The 15,270-nt window shown below is 71.0% G+C and carries 15 protein-coding genes; 8 read left to right on the top strand and 7 right to left on the bottom strand.

Features of this window, described 5'->3' with window-relative positions; translation table 11 throughout:
* Positions 1-101: 101 nt before the first annotated feature.
* From ACWD2L_RS38095 to ACWD2L_RS38085, 3 genes are all read right to left on the bottom strand, one after another.
* Positions 102-1,118 carry an urea transporter gene (locus ACWD2L_RS38095; RefSeq protein ID WP_351341725.1) on the bottom strand — a complete coding sequence of 339 codons (1,017 nt, stop codon included), beginning with the start codon at positions 1,116-1,118 and terminating at the stop codon, positions 102-104.
* Positions 1,119-1,224: 106 nt separating this feature from the next.
* On the bottom strand, positions 1,225-1,941 hold the full coding sequence (locus tag ACWD2L_RS38090; protein ID WP_351341723.1) for an ArsR/SmtB family transcription factor: 717 nt from the start codon (positions 1,939-1,941) through the stop codon (positions 1,225-1,227).
* A 43-nt stretch (positions 1,942-1,984) separates the two neighbouring features.
* Positions 1,985-2,635, bottom strand: a complete 651-nt coding sequence (locus ACWD2L_RS38085) for a TetR/AcrR family transcriptional regulator (protein WP_351341720.1) — start codon at positions 2,633-2,635, stop codon at positions 1,985-1,987.
* A gap of 78 nt (positions 2,636-2,713) precedes the next feature.
* Here ACWD2L_RS38085 and ACWD2L_RS38080 point away from each other — a divergent pair, with 78 nt between their 5' ends.
* From ACWD2L_RS38080 to ACWD2L_RS38070, 3 genes are all read left to right on the top strand, one after another.
* Positions 2,714-3,865, top strand: a complete 1,152-nt coding sequence (locus ACWD2L_RS38080) for an acyl-CoA dehydrogenase family protein (RefSeq protein WP_351341718.1) — start codon at positions 2,714-2,716, stop codon at positions 3,863-3,865.
* Positions 3,866-3,926: 61 nt separating this feature from the next.
* Entirely contained in the window at positions 3,927-4,220 is a 294-nt protein-coding gene (locus ACWD2L_RS38075) for a YiaA/YiaB family inner membrane protein (protein WP_351341715.1), read from the top strand.
* A gap of 153 nt (positions 4,221-4,373) precedes the next feature.
* Positions 4,374-5,018 (top strand): TetR/AcrR family transcriptional regulator, encoded by a 645-nt coding sequence (locus tag ACWD2L_RS38070; RefSeq protein WP_351341713.1) that lies wholly within the window; start codon positions 4,374-4,376, stop codon positions 5,016-5,018.
* Between the two features lie 7 nt (positions 5,019-5,025).
* Here the strand turns inward: ACWD2L_RS38070 and ACWD2L_RS38065 are convergent, their stop codons facing one another.
* Positions 5,026-5,487 carry a MaoC family dehydratase gene (locus ACWD2L_RS38065; RefSeq protein ID WP_351341711.1) on the bottom strand — a complete coding sequence of 154 codons (462 nt, stop codon included), beginning with the start codon at positions 5,485-5,487 and terminating at the stop codon, positions 5,026-5,028.
* Between the two features lie 103 nt (positions 5,488-5,590).
* Here ACWD2L_RS38065 and soxR point away from each other — a divergent pair, with 103 nt between their 5' ends.
* Positions 5,591-6,064: a redox-sensitive transcriptional activator SoxR gene (gene soxR, locus ACWD2L_RS38060; protein ID WP_351341708.1), complete on the top strand. Its 474-nt coding sequence runs from the start codon at positions 5,591-5,593 to the stop codon at positions 6,062-6,064.
* On the opposite strand, the gene ACWD2L_RS38055 is transcribed toward soxR, so the two are convergent.
* A complete protein-coding gene (locus tag ACWD2L_RS38055; RefSeq protein WP_351341706.1) occupies positions 6,015-7,358 on the bottom strand; it encodes a uracil-xanthine permease family protein in 1,344 nt (447 codons plus the stop codon). The genes soxR and ACWD2L_RS38055 overlap by 50 nt on opposite strands.
* Positions 7,343-8,461 (bottom strand): aryl-sulfate sulfotransferase, encoded by a 1,119-nt coding sequence (locus ACWD2L_RS38050; RefSeq protein ID WP_351341703.1) that lies wholly within the window; start codon positions 8,459-8,461, stop codon positions 7,343-7,345. Before ACWD2L_RS38050 ends, ACWD2L_RS38055 begins: the two co-directional genes overlap by 16 nt.
* Before the next feature lie 108 nt (positions 8,462-8,569).
* On the opposite strand from ACWD2L_RS38050, the gene ACWD2L_RS38045 reads away from it, so the two are divergent.
* From ACWD2L_RS38045 to ACWD2L_RS38035, 3 genes are all read left to right on the top strand, one after another.
* Complete coding sequence (locus ACWD2L_RS38045; RefSeq protein WP_351341700.1) at positions 8,570-9,082, top strand: helix-turn-helix domain-containing protein; 513 nt, start codon at positions 8,570-8,572, stop codon at positions 9,080-9,082.
* A 103-nt stretch (positions 9,083-9,185) separates the two neighbouring features.
* The gene (locus ACWD2L_RS38040; protein ID WP_351341698.1) at positions 9,186-9,698 is read left to right on the top strand and encodes a hypothetical protein; all 513 of its coding nucleotides are present in this window, start codon (positions 9,186-9,188) and stop codon (positions 9,696-9,698) included.
* A gap of 86 nt (positions 9,699-9,784) precedes the next feature.
* A complete protein-coding gene (locus ACWD2L_RS38035) occupies positions 9,785-11,422 on the top strand; it encodes an immunity 49 family protein (protein ID WP_351341696.1) in 1,638 nt (545 codons plus the stop codon).
* 105 nt (positions 11,423-11,527) lie between these two features.
* Here the strand turns inward: ACWD2L_RS38035 and ACWD2L_RS38030 are convergent, their stop codons facing one another.
* Positions 11,528-12,130 (bottom strand): hypothetical protein, encoded by a 603-nt coding sequence (locus ACWD2L_RS38030; RefSeq protein WP_351341693.1) that lies wholly within the window; start codon positions 12,128-12,130, stop codon positions 11,528-11,530.
* A 269-nt stretch (positions 12,131-12,399) separates the two neighbouring features.
* Here ACWD2L_RS38030 and ACWD2L_RS38025 point away from each other — a divergent pair, with 269 nt between their 5' ends.
* Positions 12,400-15,246 (top strand): penicillin acylase family protein, encoded by a 2,847-nt coding sequence (locus ACWD2L_RS38025; protein WP_351341690.1) that lies wholly within the window; start codon positions 12,400-12,402, stop codon positions 15,244-15,246.
* Positions 15,247-15,270: the final 24 nt, after the last annotated feature.

Here is a 15,270-nt window from a genome sequence, read left to right as displayed (position 1 = left end):
GAGGCGCGGGGTCCGGGGCGGAGCCCCGCGGCCTCGGCCACGGAGCCGCCTGCTCAATCGCCGCAGGGGCTGGAGTGGGGCTCTGCCCCACACCCCGCGCCTCAATCGCCGGCGGGGCTCGAGGCGGAGGCCGGGCTTGAGTGGGTCAACCGAGGGAACGATCGCGCCGCCACCAAGAACACCAACGTGGTCAACGCGAACGGCCACGTGAACATGTGTCCGCCCACCGGCGCCGCAAGCGCCCCGAACGCCGGCGCACACACGGTCGCGGCCACCGCCCCGGCGACGGCATACGCCACCGTCCGCGGCGTCGCCTTCAGAAACACGCCACACAGCGCGAGCGAAACAAGCACCGCGTTGTACGCGGACGTCCCGTCGGCCAGCTGCGCGGCAGGCTCACCGAGGGCCCACGCCGTCACCATGCCCGCGACGTTCCCGAGGCAGGCCACCCCCGCGACCCGCGGCCCGGCCACCACGAGACCGGCGAGCACCAGCGCCCCCGCGTACCACTGCGGCATCAGGAAGATCTGACCGAATCCGGCGAAGAACCCCCGCACGGCGTCGTCGAGTTGCACGCCGGTCCTGGCCCCGGACACCGCCTGCGGGAACCCGGCGATCCCGCCCCCGCCGGTCCACACCCGCGCGAACCCGGGCGCGGCCAGCGTGATGACGCTCGCCACGAGGCAGAACGGCAGCGTCAGGGCAGGTAGCCCCCACGCCCCGAGGGCCCGCCCCGCGGCGGCGGTGGCCACGGTCGCGGCGGCGCAGCCGAGCACGGCGACGAGTACCGAGGAGAGCTGGTCGGGGTCGAGGAAGACGGCGCAACTCACGCCCACGAGGCAGGCGTTGAAGCCCTCCATGCCGAGGGTGAGCCGCTCCTTCTCCACACCGAGCAGCGCCGCGACCAGCGTGCCGACGGCCGCGCCCCCGACCCCGTAGAGCCCGTACTCCCACCCGGAGGCGAACAGCGCGGCGCCGAACAGTGCTCCCGTGAGGGCATGCGGCAGGAACGTGACCTGGCCGATCCCGCGCAGTACGTGCAGTGCGAACCGTCTACAACCGGTCGTCCAACTCTGCCCGATTTCCTGGTGAATCGCGGCATCCGCCGTCTGCGCCATGCGCCGCTCCCGTGTTACGAGGATGTTTCCCGATCCGGCGAATGTACGTTACAGCTACTTCCGGGAAAGGCCCTGGCCGGGGGCGGGAACGCGCCACGGCGCCCGCTCAGCGCGGCGCCGCCGCTCCCAGCTCGGCCCGCAGCGCCCGCTCCCCGGCCCCGGTCACCCGCACCGCCCGCTCGGAGCCGATCCGCTCGACCCAGCCCGCCGCGAAGGCGTGGGCGCACAGTGCGGCGCCCGCCCGCCCGGCGAGGTGCAGACGGCGCTCCGTCCAGTCGAGGCAGCCGCGCGCGAGCGGCCGCCGCGGGCCGGGATCCAGCGGCGCCCCGAGCGCACGGAACCAGCCGTGCCCCGCGTCGGTGAGCGCGAAGGTCGAGGGGTCGGTGGCGAGCCGCAGCAGCCCCCGCTCGACCATCGCGTCGGTGACCGTGATCCCGAGCCGGCCCGCGAGGTGGTCGTAGCAGGTCCGCCCGCGGGCCATCGCGGTCCGCGCCGACGCGGCCCGCAGCGTGGGAGGCCGCTCCCCGCCGTCCGGCACGGCGTACCCGGCGAGGCCCTCCAGGAGCCCGGCGACCTGCGCGTCGGCGAGCCGCAGATACCGGTGCCTGCCCTGCCGCTCCTCGGCGAGCAGCCCGCCCGCGACGAGCTTGCCGAGGTGCTCGCTCGCGGTCGACGCCGCGACGCCCGCGTGCCGCGCCAGCTCGCCCGCCGTCCACGCCCGGCCGTCGAGCAGTGCGAGCAGGCAGGCGGCCCGTGTCTCGTCGGCGATCAGCGAGGCGAGAGCGGCGAGGCGCGGAGCGCCGGGTTCGGTCGAGGCGGCCATGACCCAAGCATGCCCCCGGCACGCTTCGGCGACCGCCGAAACGTCAGTGGGTCCCTGCGGCCACCTGCTCGTACTGCAGGGCGAGCCCGTCGAGCAGCGCCGCTAGCCCCGTCTCGAAGGCCCGGTCGTCGACGGCCTCCTGCCGCTCGGCGAGCAGATGCGCCTGGCCGAGGTGCGGATAGTCGGCGGGGTCGTACGCCGCCTCGTCGTCGGGGAAGCCGCCCGCGAACGAGCCGAGCGCGGATCCCGTCACGAAGTACCGCATGAGCGCGCCGATGGACGTGGCCTGCGGCGGCGGCCACCCGGCGTCGACCATCGAGCCGAACACCGCGTCGGCGAGCCGCAGCCCGGCCGGACGGTGGCCGGGCCCGCGCGCGAGCACCGGGACGATGTTCGGGTGGGCGCGCAGCGCCGCACGGTAGGAGACGGCCCAGTCGTGCAGCGCGGTGCGCCAGTCCCGGTCGTCGTCCGCGCCGAACATCGACAGGTCGACCTGCGCGCTCACCGAGTCGGCGACCGCCTCCAGGATCTGGTCCTTCGTGCGGAAGTGGTTGTAGAGCGAGGGCCCGCTCACCCCGAGCCCGGCGGCGAGCCGGCGCGTCGAGACGGCGGCGAGGCCCTCGGTGTCGACGAGGGTGCGCGCCGCGTCGACGATGCGATCTCTGCTCAGGAGGGGCTTGCGCGGTCGGGCCATGCGGCACATAGTAGGGCTGCACGCTAAAACTAGCAGTGCTAATTAAGTGAGTGACGAGTCGATCGATCGGGAGTGGCCATGAACCTGGAGCTGAGCGAGGAGCAGACGGCGGTGCGCCGCCTCGCCAAGGACTTCGTGGACCGCGAGATCGCGCCGAACGTGGTGACGTGGGACCGGGCCGAGGAGGTCGACCGGGGCATCGTCAAGAAGCTCGGCAATCTCGGCTTCCTGGGCCTGACCATCGACGAGGAGTACGGCGGCTCGGGCGGCGACCACCTCGCGTACACGCTGGTCACGGAGGAGCTGGGGCGCGGCGACTCGTCGGTGCGCGGCATCGTCTCCGTCTCCCTCGGCCTGGTCACCAAGCCGATCCAGCAGTGGGCGAGCGAGGAGCAGAAGCGGCACTGGATCCCGAAGCTGACGGCCGGAGAGGCGCTCGGCTGCTTCGGCCTCACCGAGCCCGGCCACGGTTCGAACCCGGCGGACCTCCAGACCCGCGCGGTCCGCGACGGCGACGAGTACGTGATCAACGGCACGAAGATCTTCATCACCAACGGCACCTGGGCCGACGTCGTCCTCCTCTTCGCGCGCACCAACGACACCCCGGGCCACAAGGGCATCTCCGCCTTCCTGGTCCCCACGGACACCCCCGGCCTGACCCGCAACACCATCCACGGCAAGCTCGGCCTGCGCGGCCAGACCACGGCCGAGCTGGTCCTGGAGGACGTCCGCGTACCGGCCTCCGCGCTGATGGGCCCGGAGGGCAAGGGCTTCTCGATCGCCATGTCCGCGCTCGCCAAGGGCCGCATGTCGGTGGCGGCGGGCTGCGTGGGCATAGCCCAGGCCGCACTGGACGCGGCCGTCGGATACGCGGGCGAGCGCGAGCAGTTCGGCAAGTCCATCGCCTCGTACCAGCTGGTGCAGGAGCTGATCTCCGACATCTCCGTCGACGTGGACGCGGCCCGCCTGCTGACCTGGCGCGTCGCCGACCTCATCGACCGCGGCGAGGACTTCGCGACGGCGGCGTCCAAGGCGAAGCTGTTCGCGTCCGAGGCGGCGGTCCGCGCGGCGAACAACGCGCTCCAGGTCTTCGGCGGCTACGGCTACATCGACGAGTACCCCGTCGGCAAGCTGCTGCGCGACGCCCGCGTGATGACCCTCTATGAGGGCACGAGCCAGATCCAGAAACTGATCATCGGCCGTGCGCTGACGGGTGTTTCGGCGTTCTGAGTACGTACTTGAGTACGCGGGCGGATGGGGCTCCGGCCCCGTCCGCCCGATGCTGTTCGACATGAGCAGTGACACACCGGTCAAGCAGCAGAACACGGTGGCCTTCTACGGCCAGGCGGTCGCCTCGTTCGCGGTCGCGCTCCTCGCGGTCGGCATCGGCATCTACAGCCTCGACGCGAGCGGCTGGATCCGCGCCTTCCTCGGCATCTCCGTCCTGTACCTGACGACCTCGGCCTTCACCCTGGCCAAGGTCATCCGCGACCGCCAGGAAGCGGGCCAGATCTACAGCCGCGTCGACCAGGCCCGCCTCGAAAAAATCCTGGCAGACCACGACCCCTTCAAGCCGGTGGCCTAGTCAAGCCCGTCCCGGCGCCACTCAAGCCCGTCCGGCGATTGAGGACATCTTTTCCGGTCGGCTCCGCAGTCACATCCCGGGCGGCCAGCCCTAAGCGCTCGCTCACCCCGGAGGGTATGGTGTCACCACCCCCGGGAGGATGTGAGCACAGCGATGACGCAGGACGAGCGCGGTGTCGGCGAGGCCGCGGACACGGACGAGATGCCGTGGGCCGACGTCACGCCCGACGCCGCCCGGCGGCTGCTCGTCGCCGCGGTACAGGCGTTCGCCGAGCGCGGCTACCACGCCACCACGACCCGCGACATCGCGAGCCGCGCCGGCATGAGCCCGGCCGCGCTCTACATCCACTACAAGACCAAGGAAGAGCTGCTCCTCAAGATCAGCCGGATCGGTCACGACAAGGCCCTCGCGATCCTGCGCCGGGCGGTCGAGACCGAGGGCACCGCCGCCGAGCGCCTCGCGGAGGCCGTCCGGTCCTTCGTCCGCTGGCACGCGGGGCACCACATGACCGCGCGCGTCGTCCAGTACGAGCTGGACTCGCTGGGCGAGGAGAACCGGCCCGAGATCGTGGCGCTGCGCCGCCAGAGCGACGCCGCCGTGCGGGAGATCCTCAACGACGGTGTCCGGGCGGGGGAGTTCGACGTCCCCGACGTGCCGGGCACGACGGTCGCCGTCCTCTCGCTCTGCATCGACGTGGCCCGCTGGTTCAACGCCGAGGGCAAGCGGACACCCGACGAGGTCGGCGCGCTCTACGCCGACCTCGTACTGCGCATGGTGACCGCGCCCCCAGCCTCGTAACGGGCGCTCAGAGGTAGTAGCGGGACACCGACTCCGCGACGCACACCGGCTTGTCGCCGCCCTCGCGCTCCACGCTGAACGCCACGGTCACCTGTACGCCGCCGGCCACGTCCGCCACGTCCGTGACCTTCGCGGTGGCGCGCAGCCGCGAGCCCACGGGGACGGGGGCCGGGAAACGGACCTTGTTCGTCCCGTAGTTGACGCCCATCTTCATGCCCTCGACCTTCATCAGCTGCGGGCCGAAGAGGGGCAGCAGGGAGAGGGTCAGATAGCCGTGCGCGATGGTCGTCTTGAACGGGCCCTCCTTCGCGCGCTCCGGGTCGACGTGGATCCACTGGTGGTCGCCCGTGGCCTCGGCGAACTGGTCGATGCGGCTCTGCTCGACCTCGACCCAGTCGCTGTACCCGAGCTGCTCGCCGACGGCGCCCTTCAGGTCGTCGACGTCCTTGAAAACGCGCGGCTCAGCCATGTTCGGTGACCTCCCAGATGACTTGTCTAAGCGCTTGCTCAGACCACTTGGCACTCTAACAACGAGAGCCGCGCCCGCACTAGGTTCGTCTACGCTCGGCCGGGTGCCACAGATTCCGGAGAAGATCCACGAGCTCACCGTCGGCCAGGTGTCGGCGCGCAGCGGCGCCGCCGTCTCCGCGCTGCACTTCTACGAGTCCAAGGGTCTGATCACCAGCCGCCGCACCTCCGGCAACCAGCGCCGGTACGAGCGGGACACCCTGCGCCGCGTCGCATTCATCAGGGCCGCCCAGCGCGTCGGCATCCCGCTCGCCACGATCCGCGACGCGCTCGCCGAACTCCCCGAGGAGCGCACCCCGAACCGGGACGACTGGGCGCGCCTCTCGGAGGTCTGGCGGTCCGAACTGGACGAGCGGATCAAGCAGTTGGGGCGGTTGCGTGATCACCTGACCGACTGCATCGGGTGCGGGTGCCTGTCCCTGGAGACCTGTGTCCTGTCCAATCCGGACGACGTCTTCGGCGAGCGCCTCACGGGCTCTCGTCTGATGGGGGAGCGGCGGGAGCGTCCGGAGTCGTAGGCGTGAACCTGGGCCCCAGCGTCCGGAACACCGCGCTGAGCACGATCGCCGCGATCGCCCCGGCCGCGACCCCGCTGCCGAACAGGGTGCGGGCCCACGTCGGCAGCTCCGCGTACATCTCCGGCGCCACGATCGGCAGCATGCCGATCACGAGGGCGAGCGCGATGACGACGCTGTCCGTGCCGTGCGAGAGGTTCGTACGGGAGAGCATCCCGAAGCCCATGACCGCGATCACCGCGTAGATGACGAGGCCCGCCGCGCCGACCACCGGCTCCGGGATCGCCGCGAGGATACGGGTCAGCGGCGTGATCAGTCCGCACACGATCAGCAGCACACCGGCCCCCGCCGTCACGAACCGGCTGCGTACGCGCGTGAGTTGGACGATGCCGATGTTCTCGGCGCTGGTCACCATCAGCGACGTACCGAAGACGCCGGAGAACAGCGAGACGAGCGCGTCGGCGCGGGCGATGCGCGGCACGTCGCGGCCCGCGTCGGGGGTGCGGCCCACGGCCTCGCTGTTGAGGACCGTCTGCCCGGTGGCCTCGGCGAGCGAGGCGAGGGCGAAGACCAGGAGCGGGATGGCGGCGAGCAGGTCGAAGTGCGGGGCGCCGTACGGGAAGGGGTCGGGCAGCGCGAAGGTGCCGCCGTGCGCCACCTCGATGTCGGTGCCCATGAGTGCGGCGATCACCGTGCCGCAGACCAGGCCGAGCAGCACCGCCATCTGCCGCCACACGCCCCGCAGGACGAGGAAGAACACCGCGATCACGCCGAGCGTCGCGAAGCCGAGGCCCGGACCCGAGGCGACCATCGGCGCGGTCACCTTGATCATGTTGATGCCGATGAGGACGACCGTCGTGCCCATCACCAGCGGCGGGAACAGGCGGACCAGGCGCCCGTAGAACGGGAGGACGCAGAGCAGGAAGGCTGCCGCGACCAGCACGGAGCCCGAGGCCGTCGCCGGGCCGTACTCCTGCGCGATCTGGAGGAAGATCGCCACCGCGGCGCCGCCCGGCAGCATCAGGAACGGCAGCCGGGCGCCCACCCGCAGCACCGCGATCCCGAGCGACTGCAGCAGCGCCCCCACGCCGCACAGCACGAGGGTCGCGCTGAGCAGCGAGGCGGTCTGCGTCGTCGTCAGCTTCAGCGTCGTCGCGATGAGGATGACGGAGGAGACGGGCGCGGCCACGCCCGCCAGCAGGTGCTGGCAGGCGAGGGGGGCGAGGCGCTTGAGGGGCAGGCGCTCGTCGACCGGAGCCACTGGTGGTGCGGCGGTCGCGGTCACCGCTTCAGCCACGGCAGCTCGGCCGCGGAGTACCGGTAGGCGCGGAACACGGCGTTGGGCTCGGACGGGAAGAGCCTGCGGACCTCTTCCTCGGAGTAGCCGCCGAAGAACGGGACGATGTACTCCCAGCAGAGGTAGCCGTCCTCGGTCACCTCGAAGAGCCGGCCCGCGGGGGAGTCGGTGACCAGGGTGTTGCCGTTCGGGAGGCGCTGGGCGCTGCCCATGAACGGCGCGAAGAAGGACTCGCGCGCCGGGTCGTGGTACTCCCAGGCGATCTTGCCGCTGGAGCGCTCGATCTCGATGACGCGGCTGAACGGTACGTCCCAGTGCGGCCGGAAGACGCCGTTGTCGAAGACGAGGAAGTTGCCGTTGTCGAGCTCGGTCGGGCAGTGCTGCTGCGAGACCACGCCCGGCTCGGAGCGCCAGATGATGTCGCCGGTGGCGCGCTCGATGACGACGACGGCGGAGACCGAGCGGAAGCTGGCGAGGATGTTGCCATCGGCGAGCGGCAGCACGCTGTTGATCAGCGGGTAGTGCTCGCGGGCGTAGTCCGGGTGGAGCGGGAAGTCCTCGCGGCCGAGCCGCTCGGAGACCTTCCACTCCCAGGTCGTATTCCCCTCGGCGTCGACCTCGACGATCGTGTCCGCCCAGATCGTCGTGCCGCCGGCCTCCGACCCCGGTACTCCGCCGCGCACGGCCGCCGCCGCTTCCCCGGTCAGCGCTTCGAGCGCCGTGTAGAGGATCCGGCCGTCGCCGTAGTGGTGGGCGTCGTGGTGCTGGAGCGGGTCGTGGTGCTCGCGCAGCACCGTGCCGTCCGGGGCGATCTCCTGCATGAGGCCGCCGCGGTACTTGTGCCACATGGGGAAGAGGGCGGGCTCGTCGGGCAGCACGCCGCTGTAGGCGAGGTTCCCGTTCGCGAGGATCCGCGCGTGCCGGCCGGGGCGGTTCGGGAGGTTCCACTGGTGGACGACCTCGCCGTGGAGGTCGATCAGGTACACCTCGCCGGTCCCGGTCAGCGGGGCGAAGAGGGTGTACCCGGTGTACGCGGCGTCCTCGTCGAGGGCGAGGAGTCCGGTGCCGCGGCGGCGGCGCTGGTTCTGGTCCACACGAGCCATGGAGGCCCTCCATCCAGTGGTTAACTTTTTTAAGTACTGGTTAAGAAGTTAACCACGGCGGTAGGCTGCCGGGGAACAGGGGCCGAACCGAAAGGGCGTTACAAGTTCATGAACGTGGGACCCGGAATCCGGCGCAGGCGCCGCGGCCTCGAACTGACGCTCGCCGAGGTGGCCCGCCGCGCCGGGGTCTCCGTCCCGTTCCTCAGTCAGGTCGAGAACGGGCACTCGCGCCCCGGCATGGGCTCGCTGCAGCGCATAGCCGACGCCCTCGACACCACCGCCGTGGAACTCCTCGCGTCCGCCGAGCCGCCCCGCCCGGTCGACGTGGTGCGCGCGGGGGAGAAGCCCGCGATGGCCGACGGCGCGCGCCCGCTCGTCCGGGGCGAACAGCGGCTGCACGCCCTGGAGTTCACCGGGGAGCACGACTGGGACCGGGTCTTCCGGCACCCCGGCGACGAGATCATGTACGTCGCCGACGGCTCGGCCGAGGTCGAGGCGGACGACACCCACTACGTGCTGGAGCGCGGCGACACGCTGTACTGCGCGGCCGGACTCCCGCACCGCTGGCGCCCGTTGGAGCCCGGCACCCGGGTCCTCGTCGTGGGCATCGCCGCGCCGTAGGGCCCGTCGTCCGGATCGGGTCCGGCGCGCAACACCCCTTGCCCGCGGCCGTACTTGGCGCGACCATGCGTCGCACCGAATGCGACGGGGGAGGTCGAACGGCATGGCAGTGGCGATCAGTTCGCTCAAGTACGAGTCCGCCCGCACGGGCGCGCAAACCCTGGTCTACGACGACGACGGCTACCACCTGGTGCGCTTCCCGTACGAGGACGCCGAGGAGTCGTACGACCCGTGGACCATGCACGACCCGGCGGGCGGCGGCGGTTCGTCGGCGTACCCCGACGCCCGCTCGGGGCTGATCTGGCCCAGTCACGACGGCTGGGGCACGCTGTCCGCGCTGGTCTTCTGGGGCGCGGACGCCCGCGCGAGCGAGTACCGCGCCCGCTTCGTGCGCGACCCGCTGGGCATCGGAACCGGCTACGACTCCACCGCCACCACCGACATCTCGCCCACGGGCGGCGGGCAGTACCGCTCGTACACCTGGCAGATGTTCGTGCACCCCGGCACCCCGGTCGGCTTCAAGGTCTCCGCCCGCTCGGGGGACACCCCGCTGAAGGTGCCGATCACGCTGGCCGAGTTCAAGCTGGCGATCCAGACGGATGTGCTCACGCCCTGACGGATCCCGGGGCCCGCCGGGCCGGTTCGGGTTTGTCTTCCGGATTGGCCCGCTTCGGGCGCCCCACGCCTCGTAGAGTCGCCACCGTGATTGAGAACGAGGCTCCGGATTCGCAACTGCCCATGCTCGCGACGCCGCAGGCCGAGCGGCTCAGAGCGCTCGTGGCCGAGTGCGTGCGGGCGCGATACGGGGCCGAGCGGGACTTCGTCCTCGTCGGGGGCGCGGTCGAGCGCGACGGTCACCTCTTCCCGTTGGCGAACCTGGCGCGGCGGTGCGCGGAGGCCCCCGAGAGCGACTGGCCCGCGCTCGTCGACGCCCACTTCGTGGCGCTGGCGGACGCCTCGCGGGGCGGCGAGGACGCCGATGAACTGCTCGAGGGGACGTGTCTGCGCCTCGTGCCCGAGGGCGCCGTCGGCCCGTCCGTGCCCGTGCACGCGCGCGAGGTCGCCGAAGGGCTGCGCCTCGCGCTCGCGCTCGACGGGCCCGACTCCGTACGCCTGTTGACCGACGAGGACGTGGCGCGGGCGGGCGCCGACGAGCTGTGGGCCGCGGGTCGGCGGGCCCTGACCCGGGCGCCGATGCGGCACGAGGAGGTGCGGCTCGACGGGCACCCCGTCCTGTACTCCGTGTACGGCGACGCGCACTCCGTCGCCACCAAGGCCGTCGTGCTGCCGGAGGTCGTCGCGGAGGTCACCGGGCGCCGGATGCCCGACGCGGGCGCCCTCGTCGCCGTGCCCACCCGGCACCTGCTCGCCTTCCACCCCATCGTCGACGGCGGCGCGGCCGAGGCCCTCAACGACCTTGCCACGTACGCGATCCGGGCCCACGACGAAGGGCCGGGGCCGCTCTCGCCCCGCGTCTACTGGTGGCACGACGGGCGCCTCACGTCGCTCACCCACATTGACGACGCGGCCCGCACCATCGAGCAGCGGCCGCCGCGCGAACTCGTCGACGTGATGAAGGCGCTGCGCGCGCTCGACCGGGCGGGCCGGCTCGACTCCGGTCGGCCGTGCGAGGCCCCCGCCGGCTCCTTCGCCGCCGCGCTCGTCGGCGCCCTCGCGCGCGCGGAGAGCGACCCCGACGCCGCGCGCGCCGAGACGTGGGACGCCTGGGTCGCGGCGCAGCAGCGCGGCACCGCCCTGTTCGCGCACGGCAAGGACGGTGAACCTCCGGCGGACGACGCGGAGTTGGCGGCGGAGGACGACGCGGCCCGCGCCTGGCTGGACGCCTTCTACCTCACCCTGGTCACCCGCGACCGCGAACACACCACACGCCTGTGCCGGGTCCCGCTCGGCACGCTGCGCGGCGGCGCCTCGGTGGACGACTACGTGCCGCACTGGATCGACGTTCTGCAGAGCCACTGGCTGCGCCGCCCCGTCGACGACGTCGTGGACCGGCTCGTCACCACCATCGAGGCCTCGCACCCCGACGTCGCGACCCTCGCGCCGAAGGACTTCCTCAACCTCGTCGACTACCAGCCCGTCGCGCTGTTCCACCGGCTGCTCACGCACGACCACGAGGCCTTCGGCGAGGCGCTCGCGGAATCCCTTGTGCAGCACGCCGGTTACTGGGGCGGGTCGGGGGCGCCGCGCGCCCGCGTGGCCCTCGGCCCGCTCGCGCTCGCGTGCCTCGCGTACGACATGGACTTCCCGGTCCGCACCGATCTGCCGTACCTGCCGCGGTACTTGCTCAACCGGCAGCGCCTTGAGGTCGCGCCGAGCTAGGGCCGGTTGTATGGATCAGTACTGGACCAGTGCTGGATCAGGGGTGCGCCGGTGTCGGGGCCGCACCCCCGTCGCGCTGTACGTCACCTGGTTCCGGTGGGCGGCCTACGCGGAGACGAGCAGCCGCGCCAGCCTGGCCTCCGCCAGTGCCATGGGTGTGAGGACGGGCCGCGGCACGACGATGCCGCAGCGGGTGCACACGGGGCCCGACGAGGGTTCGTGCGCCAGATCGTGCTGCCAGACCAGGCGGCTGCCCGCGCACACCGGGCAGCGCGCGCCGGGGCCGCGCTCAAGTGCCGTGATGAGCCTGCGCAGCACTTCGGCCAGCGGCTCCGTGGGATGCACAGACGGGTCGTCGCACCAGGCGACTCCGAAGCCGCCCCAGGTCAGCCGGTGCCAGTCGTCCACGCTGCCCGGGCTGCGCAGCCCGTCGTGCTTCTCCTTGCGCCTGCGCTCCGCGAAGGCGACTTCGTACGCGAGCCAGACGGCCCGCGCCTCCTCCAGCTCCTCCAGGGCCGCGACGAGGCGGGCCGGGTCGGGGGAGCGGTCCTCGGGGTCGAACCCCGCCCGGGAACAGAGGTGGTCCCAGGTCGCACGGTGCCCGTAAGGGGCAAATCTCTCAAGGCACTTGCGCAGTGAATAGCGCCGCAGTGCCAGATCGCTCAGCGGATCGCGTACCTGTCTCGCCATACTTCGAAATCCGGCCATCGCCCTGCACCTCCGTCACACGTACGTCGGCGTCGTCGCAGCCATGAAACGACGTCGCCGAGTAGACGTATCGACACGCGATTCGGATCCCTTCGAAGGCCGGTGGATCCCATCCGATTTCGGATGGGGTCCATCACTGTCACCTTCTGAGGCCGGGGAGTACTTGAGTGCTGCCTGAGTGTTCCCTGTGCTGATTCCGAAAACGTGACGCATGTTCATCTTCTGTTCGCGGCTAACCGTCGGTAACCTCCGGCGCCATGGGAAGCCTTATGGGAAGCCTTACGAAGAGAGTTACGGCCCTGGCGGCGCTTGTACTCACCGCCGGACTGCTCTCGCCCGCGTCGACCGCGAATGCCGCCGACGAACCCACCGCCCAGGAGACGGCCGCCGACTACTGCGGGGGCCAGTGCGCCGACATCCTGCCGCCCGGAGCGAACGGCAGCGCCACACTTGCCCAGATCCTCGGCAACAAATTGCTGGGTACCCAGCCTCCGCACGCCGACGATCAACTCGGTCCCTATGACGCGCTGTCGTCCGGGTATCCGTCTCTCACCGACGACACACTCACCAACTTCTTCAACGATTCCTCCTTCGGCGTCAAGGACGACCAGGTCGGTTCCGTCACCCGCCCCCGCGAGGACGTCACGATCACCCGTGACAAGAAGAACGGCGTACCCCACATCAAAGGTTCCTCGCGCTACGGAACAGAATTCGGCGCCGGCTTCGCCGCAGGTCAGGACCGCCTCTGGCTGATCGACCTGTTCCGTCACATAGGCCGCGGCGAATTGACGTCGTTCGCGGGCGGCGCCCTCGCGAACCAGGGACTCGAGCAGGAGTTCTGGCCACAGGCCCCGTACACCGAAAAGGATCTCGAACAGCAGGTCGACTCCATCAAGAAGACCGGCGGGGACCGCGGCAAGCAGGCCATGGAGGACGCGCAGGCCTATATCGACGGCCTCAACGCCTATCGGGAGAAGTCGAAGAAGGGCCGCTACTTCCCCGGCGAGTACGTGCTCACGGGCAAGGTCGACGCGATCACGAACGTGGGCGAGATCCAGCCGTTCAAGGTGACCGACATGATCGCGCTCGCCTCCGTGGTCGGCGGACTCTTCGGCAACGGCGGCGGCGGAGAGGTCGACGCGGCCCTCTCGCTCATGAAGTCCCAGGAGAAGTACGGCGTCGAGAAGGGCACCGAGGTCTGGGAGTCCTTCCGCGGCCGCGAGGACCCGGAGACCGTCACCACGATCCACGACGGCACCAGCTTCCCGTACGGCGAGAAGCCGGAGCACGCGCGCGGGCAGGCGCTCCCCGACAAGGGCTCGGTGGAGAAGGAACCCCTCGTGTACGACAAGGAGGGCTCGGCGGCGGCAGGGACGGCAGGGGCCGCAACGGCGAAGAAGGACCCCGTCAAGGCGCCCGCCAAGCTCAAACCGCTCCAGGGCATGTACGACGACGGCGTCCTGCCCTCCGACCTGTTCACGCGCTCGGCGTCCAAGAAGGGCATGTCGAACGCGCTGCTCGTCTCCGGCAAGCACTCCGCCTCCGGCAACCCGGTCGCCGTGTTCGGCCCGCAGACCGGCTACTTCGCGCCACAGCTGCTGATGATGCAGGAGCTCCAGGGCCCCGGCATCAGCGCGCGCGGCGTCTCCTTCGCCGGCGTCGGCATGTACGTCCAGCTCGGCCGCGGCCAGGACTACGCGTGGTCCGCGACCTCGGCGACCCAGGACATCACCGACACATACGCGGTCCCGCTGTGCGAGGCCGACGGCTCCGCGCCCACCCGGCAGTCGACCTCGTACATGTACCGGGGCACCTGCACGCCCATGGAGAAGATGGAGAAGAAGAACGCCTGGAAGCCGACGATCGCCGACTCCACGGCCGCCGGCTCCTACCGGATGCAGATCCTCCGTACGAAGTACGGGATCGTCAGCCACCGCGCCACCGTCGACGGAAAACCCGTCGCCTACACGGCACTTCGCTCCACGTACCGCCACGAGGCCGACTCGATCATCGGCTTCCAGATGCTGAACGACCCGACCTACGTCAAGGACGCCGCGTCGTTCCAGAAGGCGGCGCAGCACATCAACTACGCGTTCAACTGGTTCTACGCCGACTCGCGCGACATCGCGTACTACAACAGCGGCACCAACCCGGTGCGCGCCAAGGACATCGACATGTCGCTGCCGGTGCGGGGCGAACAGGCCTATGAGTGGAAGGACTTCGACCCGGCGAACAACACGGCCGCCGAGACGCCCCCGTCCCAGCACCCGAACTCCGTCGACCAGGACTACTACGTCTCCTGGAACAACAAACAGGCCAAGGGCTTCTCGTCACCCAACTTCAGCATGGGGGCGGTCCACCGGGCCGACCTGCTGAACGACCGGGTGAAGAAGCTCACCGAGCGCGGCGGCGTCACCCGGGCCTCGCTCACCCGGGCCATGGAGGAGGCCGCCGTCACGGATCTGCGGGGCGAGCAGGTGCTCCCGGAGATGCTCAAGGTCATCCGCAGCAAGCCGCTCGGCGACCTGGACAATCCGCAGCTGACCAAGGCCGTCCAGCAGTTGGAGGCCTGGGAGAAGGCGGGCGCCCAGCGCAACCAGACGTCCGCCGGGTCCAAGACGTACGCCCACCCCGACGCCGTACGGATCATGGACGCCTGGTGGCCGCTGATGGTCGAGGCCGAGTTCAAGCCAGGGCTCGGCGACGAGCTCTACAAGTCGCTCACCTCGCAGCTGACCGTCGACGAGGCGCCGTCCGCCGGACACGGGCCCACCGGCTCGCACGCAGGATCGGCCTTCCAGTACGGCTGGTGGGGCTACGCCGACAAGGACCTCAGGTCGGTGCTCGGCGAGCCGGTGAAGGGGAAGCTCGGCGCCTCGTACTGCGGTTCCGGCGACCTCTCGGCCTGCCGGGACGTCCTCCTCGCCACCCTGGCCGAGGCCGCAGCCAAGCCCGCCACCGAGGTCTACCCCGGTGACGACACCTGCAAGGCGGGCGAGCAGTGGTGCGCCGACAGCATCGCGCAGCGCGCCGTCGGCGGCATCACGCACCGCAACATCCAGTGGCAGAACCGGCCCACGTACCAGCAGGTCGTGGAATTCCCGGCGCACCGGTAGCGCACAGGGGCGGGTCGCTCAGGG

It is taken from the genome of Streptomyces sp. NPDC002754 (assembly GCF_053592315.1).
This window is presented reverse-complemented; position numbering and strand designations above follow the sequence as displayed.

What these genes read in the sequence shown, in the direction of transcription:
- ACWD2L_RS38080 (WP_351341718.1), top strand. Translation starts at nt 2,714, where the DNA reads ATGAACCTGGAGCTGAGCGAGGAGCAGACGGCGGTGCGCCGCCTCGCC.
- ACWD2L_RS38070 (WP_351341713.1), top strand. Translation starts at nt 4,374, where the DNA reads ATGACGCAGGACGAGCGCGGTGTCGGCGAGGCCGCGGACACGGACGAG.
- ACWD2L_RS38040 (WP_351341698.1), top strand. Translation starts at nt 9,186, where the DNA reads ATGGCAGTGGCGATCAGTTCGCTCAAGTACGAGTCCGCCCGCACGGGC.
- ACWD2L_RS38030 (WP_351341693.1), bottom strand. Translation starts at nt 12,130, where the DNA reads ATGGCCGGATTTCGAAGTATGGCGAGACAGGTACGCGATCCGCTGAGC.
- ACWD2L_RS38085 (WP_351341720.1), bottom strand. Translation starts at nt 2,635, where the DNA reads ATGGCCCGACCGCGCAAGCCCCTCCTGAGCAGAGATCGCATCGTCGAC.
- ACWD2L_RS38050 (WP_351341703.1), bottom strand. Translation starts at nt 8,461, where the DNA reads ATGGCTCGTGTGGACCAGAACCAGCGCCGCCGCCGCGGCACCGGACTC.
- ACWD2L_RS38075 (WP_351341715.1), top strand. Translation starts at nt 3,927, where the DNA reads ATGAGCAGTGACACACCGGTCAAGCAGCAGAACACGGTGGCCTTCTAC.
- ACWD2L_RS38025 (WP_351341690.1), top strand. Translation starts at nt 12,400, where the DNA reads ATGGGAAGCCTTACGAAGAGAGTTACGGCCCTGGCGGCGCTTGTACTC.
- ACWD2L_RS38045 (WP_351341700.1), top strand. Translation starts at nt 8,570, where the DNA reads ATGAACGTGGGACCCGGAATCCGGCGCAGGCGCCGCGGCCTCGAACTG.
- ACWD2L_RS38090 (WP_351341723.1), bottom strand. Translation starts at nt 1,941, where the DNA reads ATGGCCGCCTCGACCGAACCCGGCGCTCCGCGCCTCGCCGCTCTCGCC.
- ACWD2L_RS38095 (WP_351341725.1), bottom strand. Translation starts at nt 1,118, where the DNA reads ATGGCGCAGACGGCGGATGCCGCGATTCACCAGGAAATCGGGCAGAGT.
- ACWD2L_RS38065 (WP_351341711.1), bottom strand. Translation starts at nt 5,487, where the DNA reads ATGGCTGAGCCGCGCGTTTTCAAGGACGTCGACGACCTGAAGGGCGCC.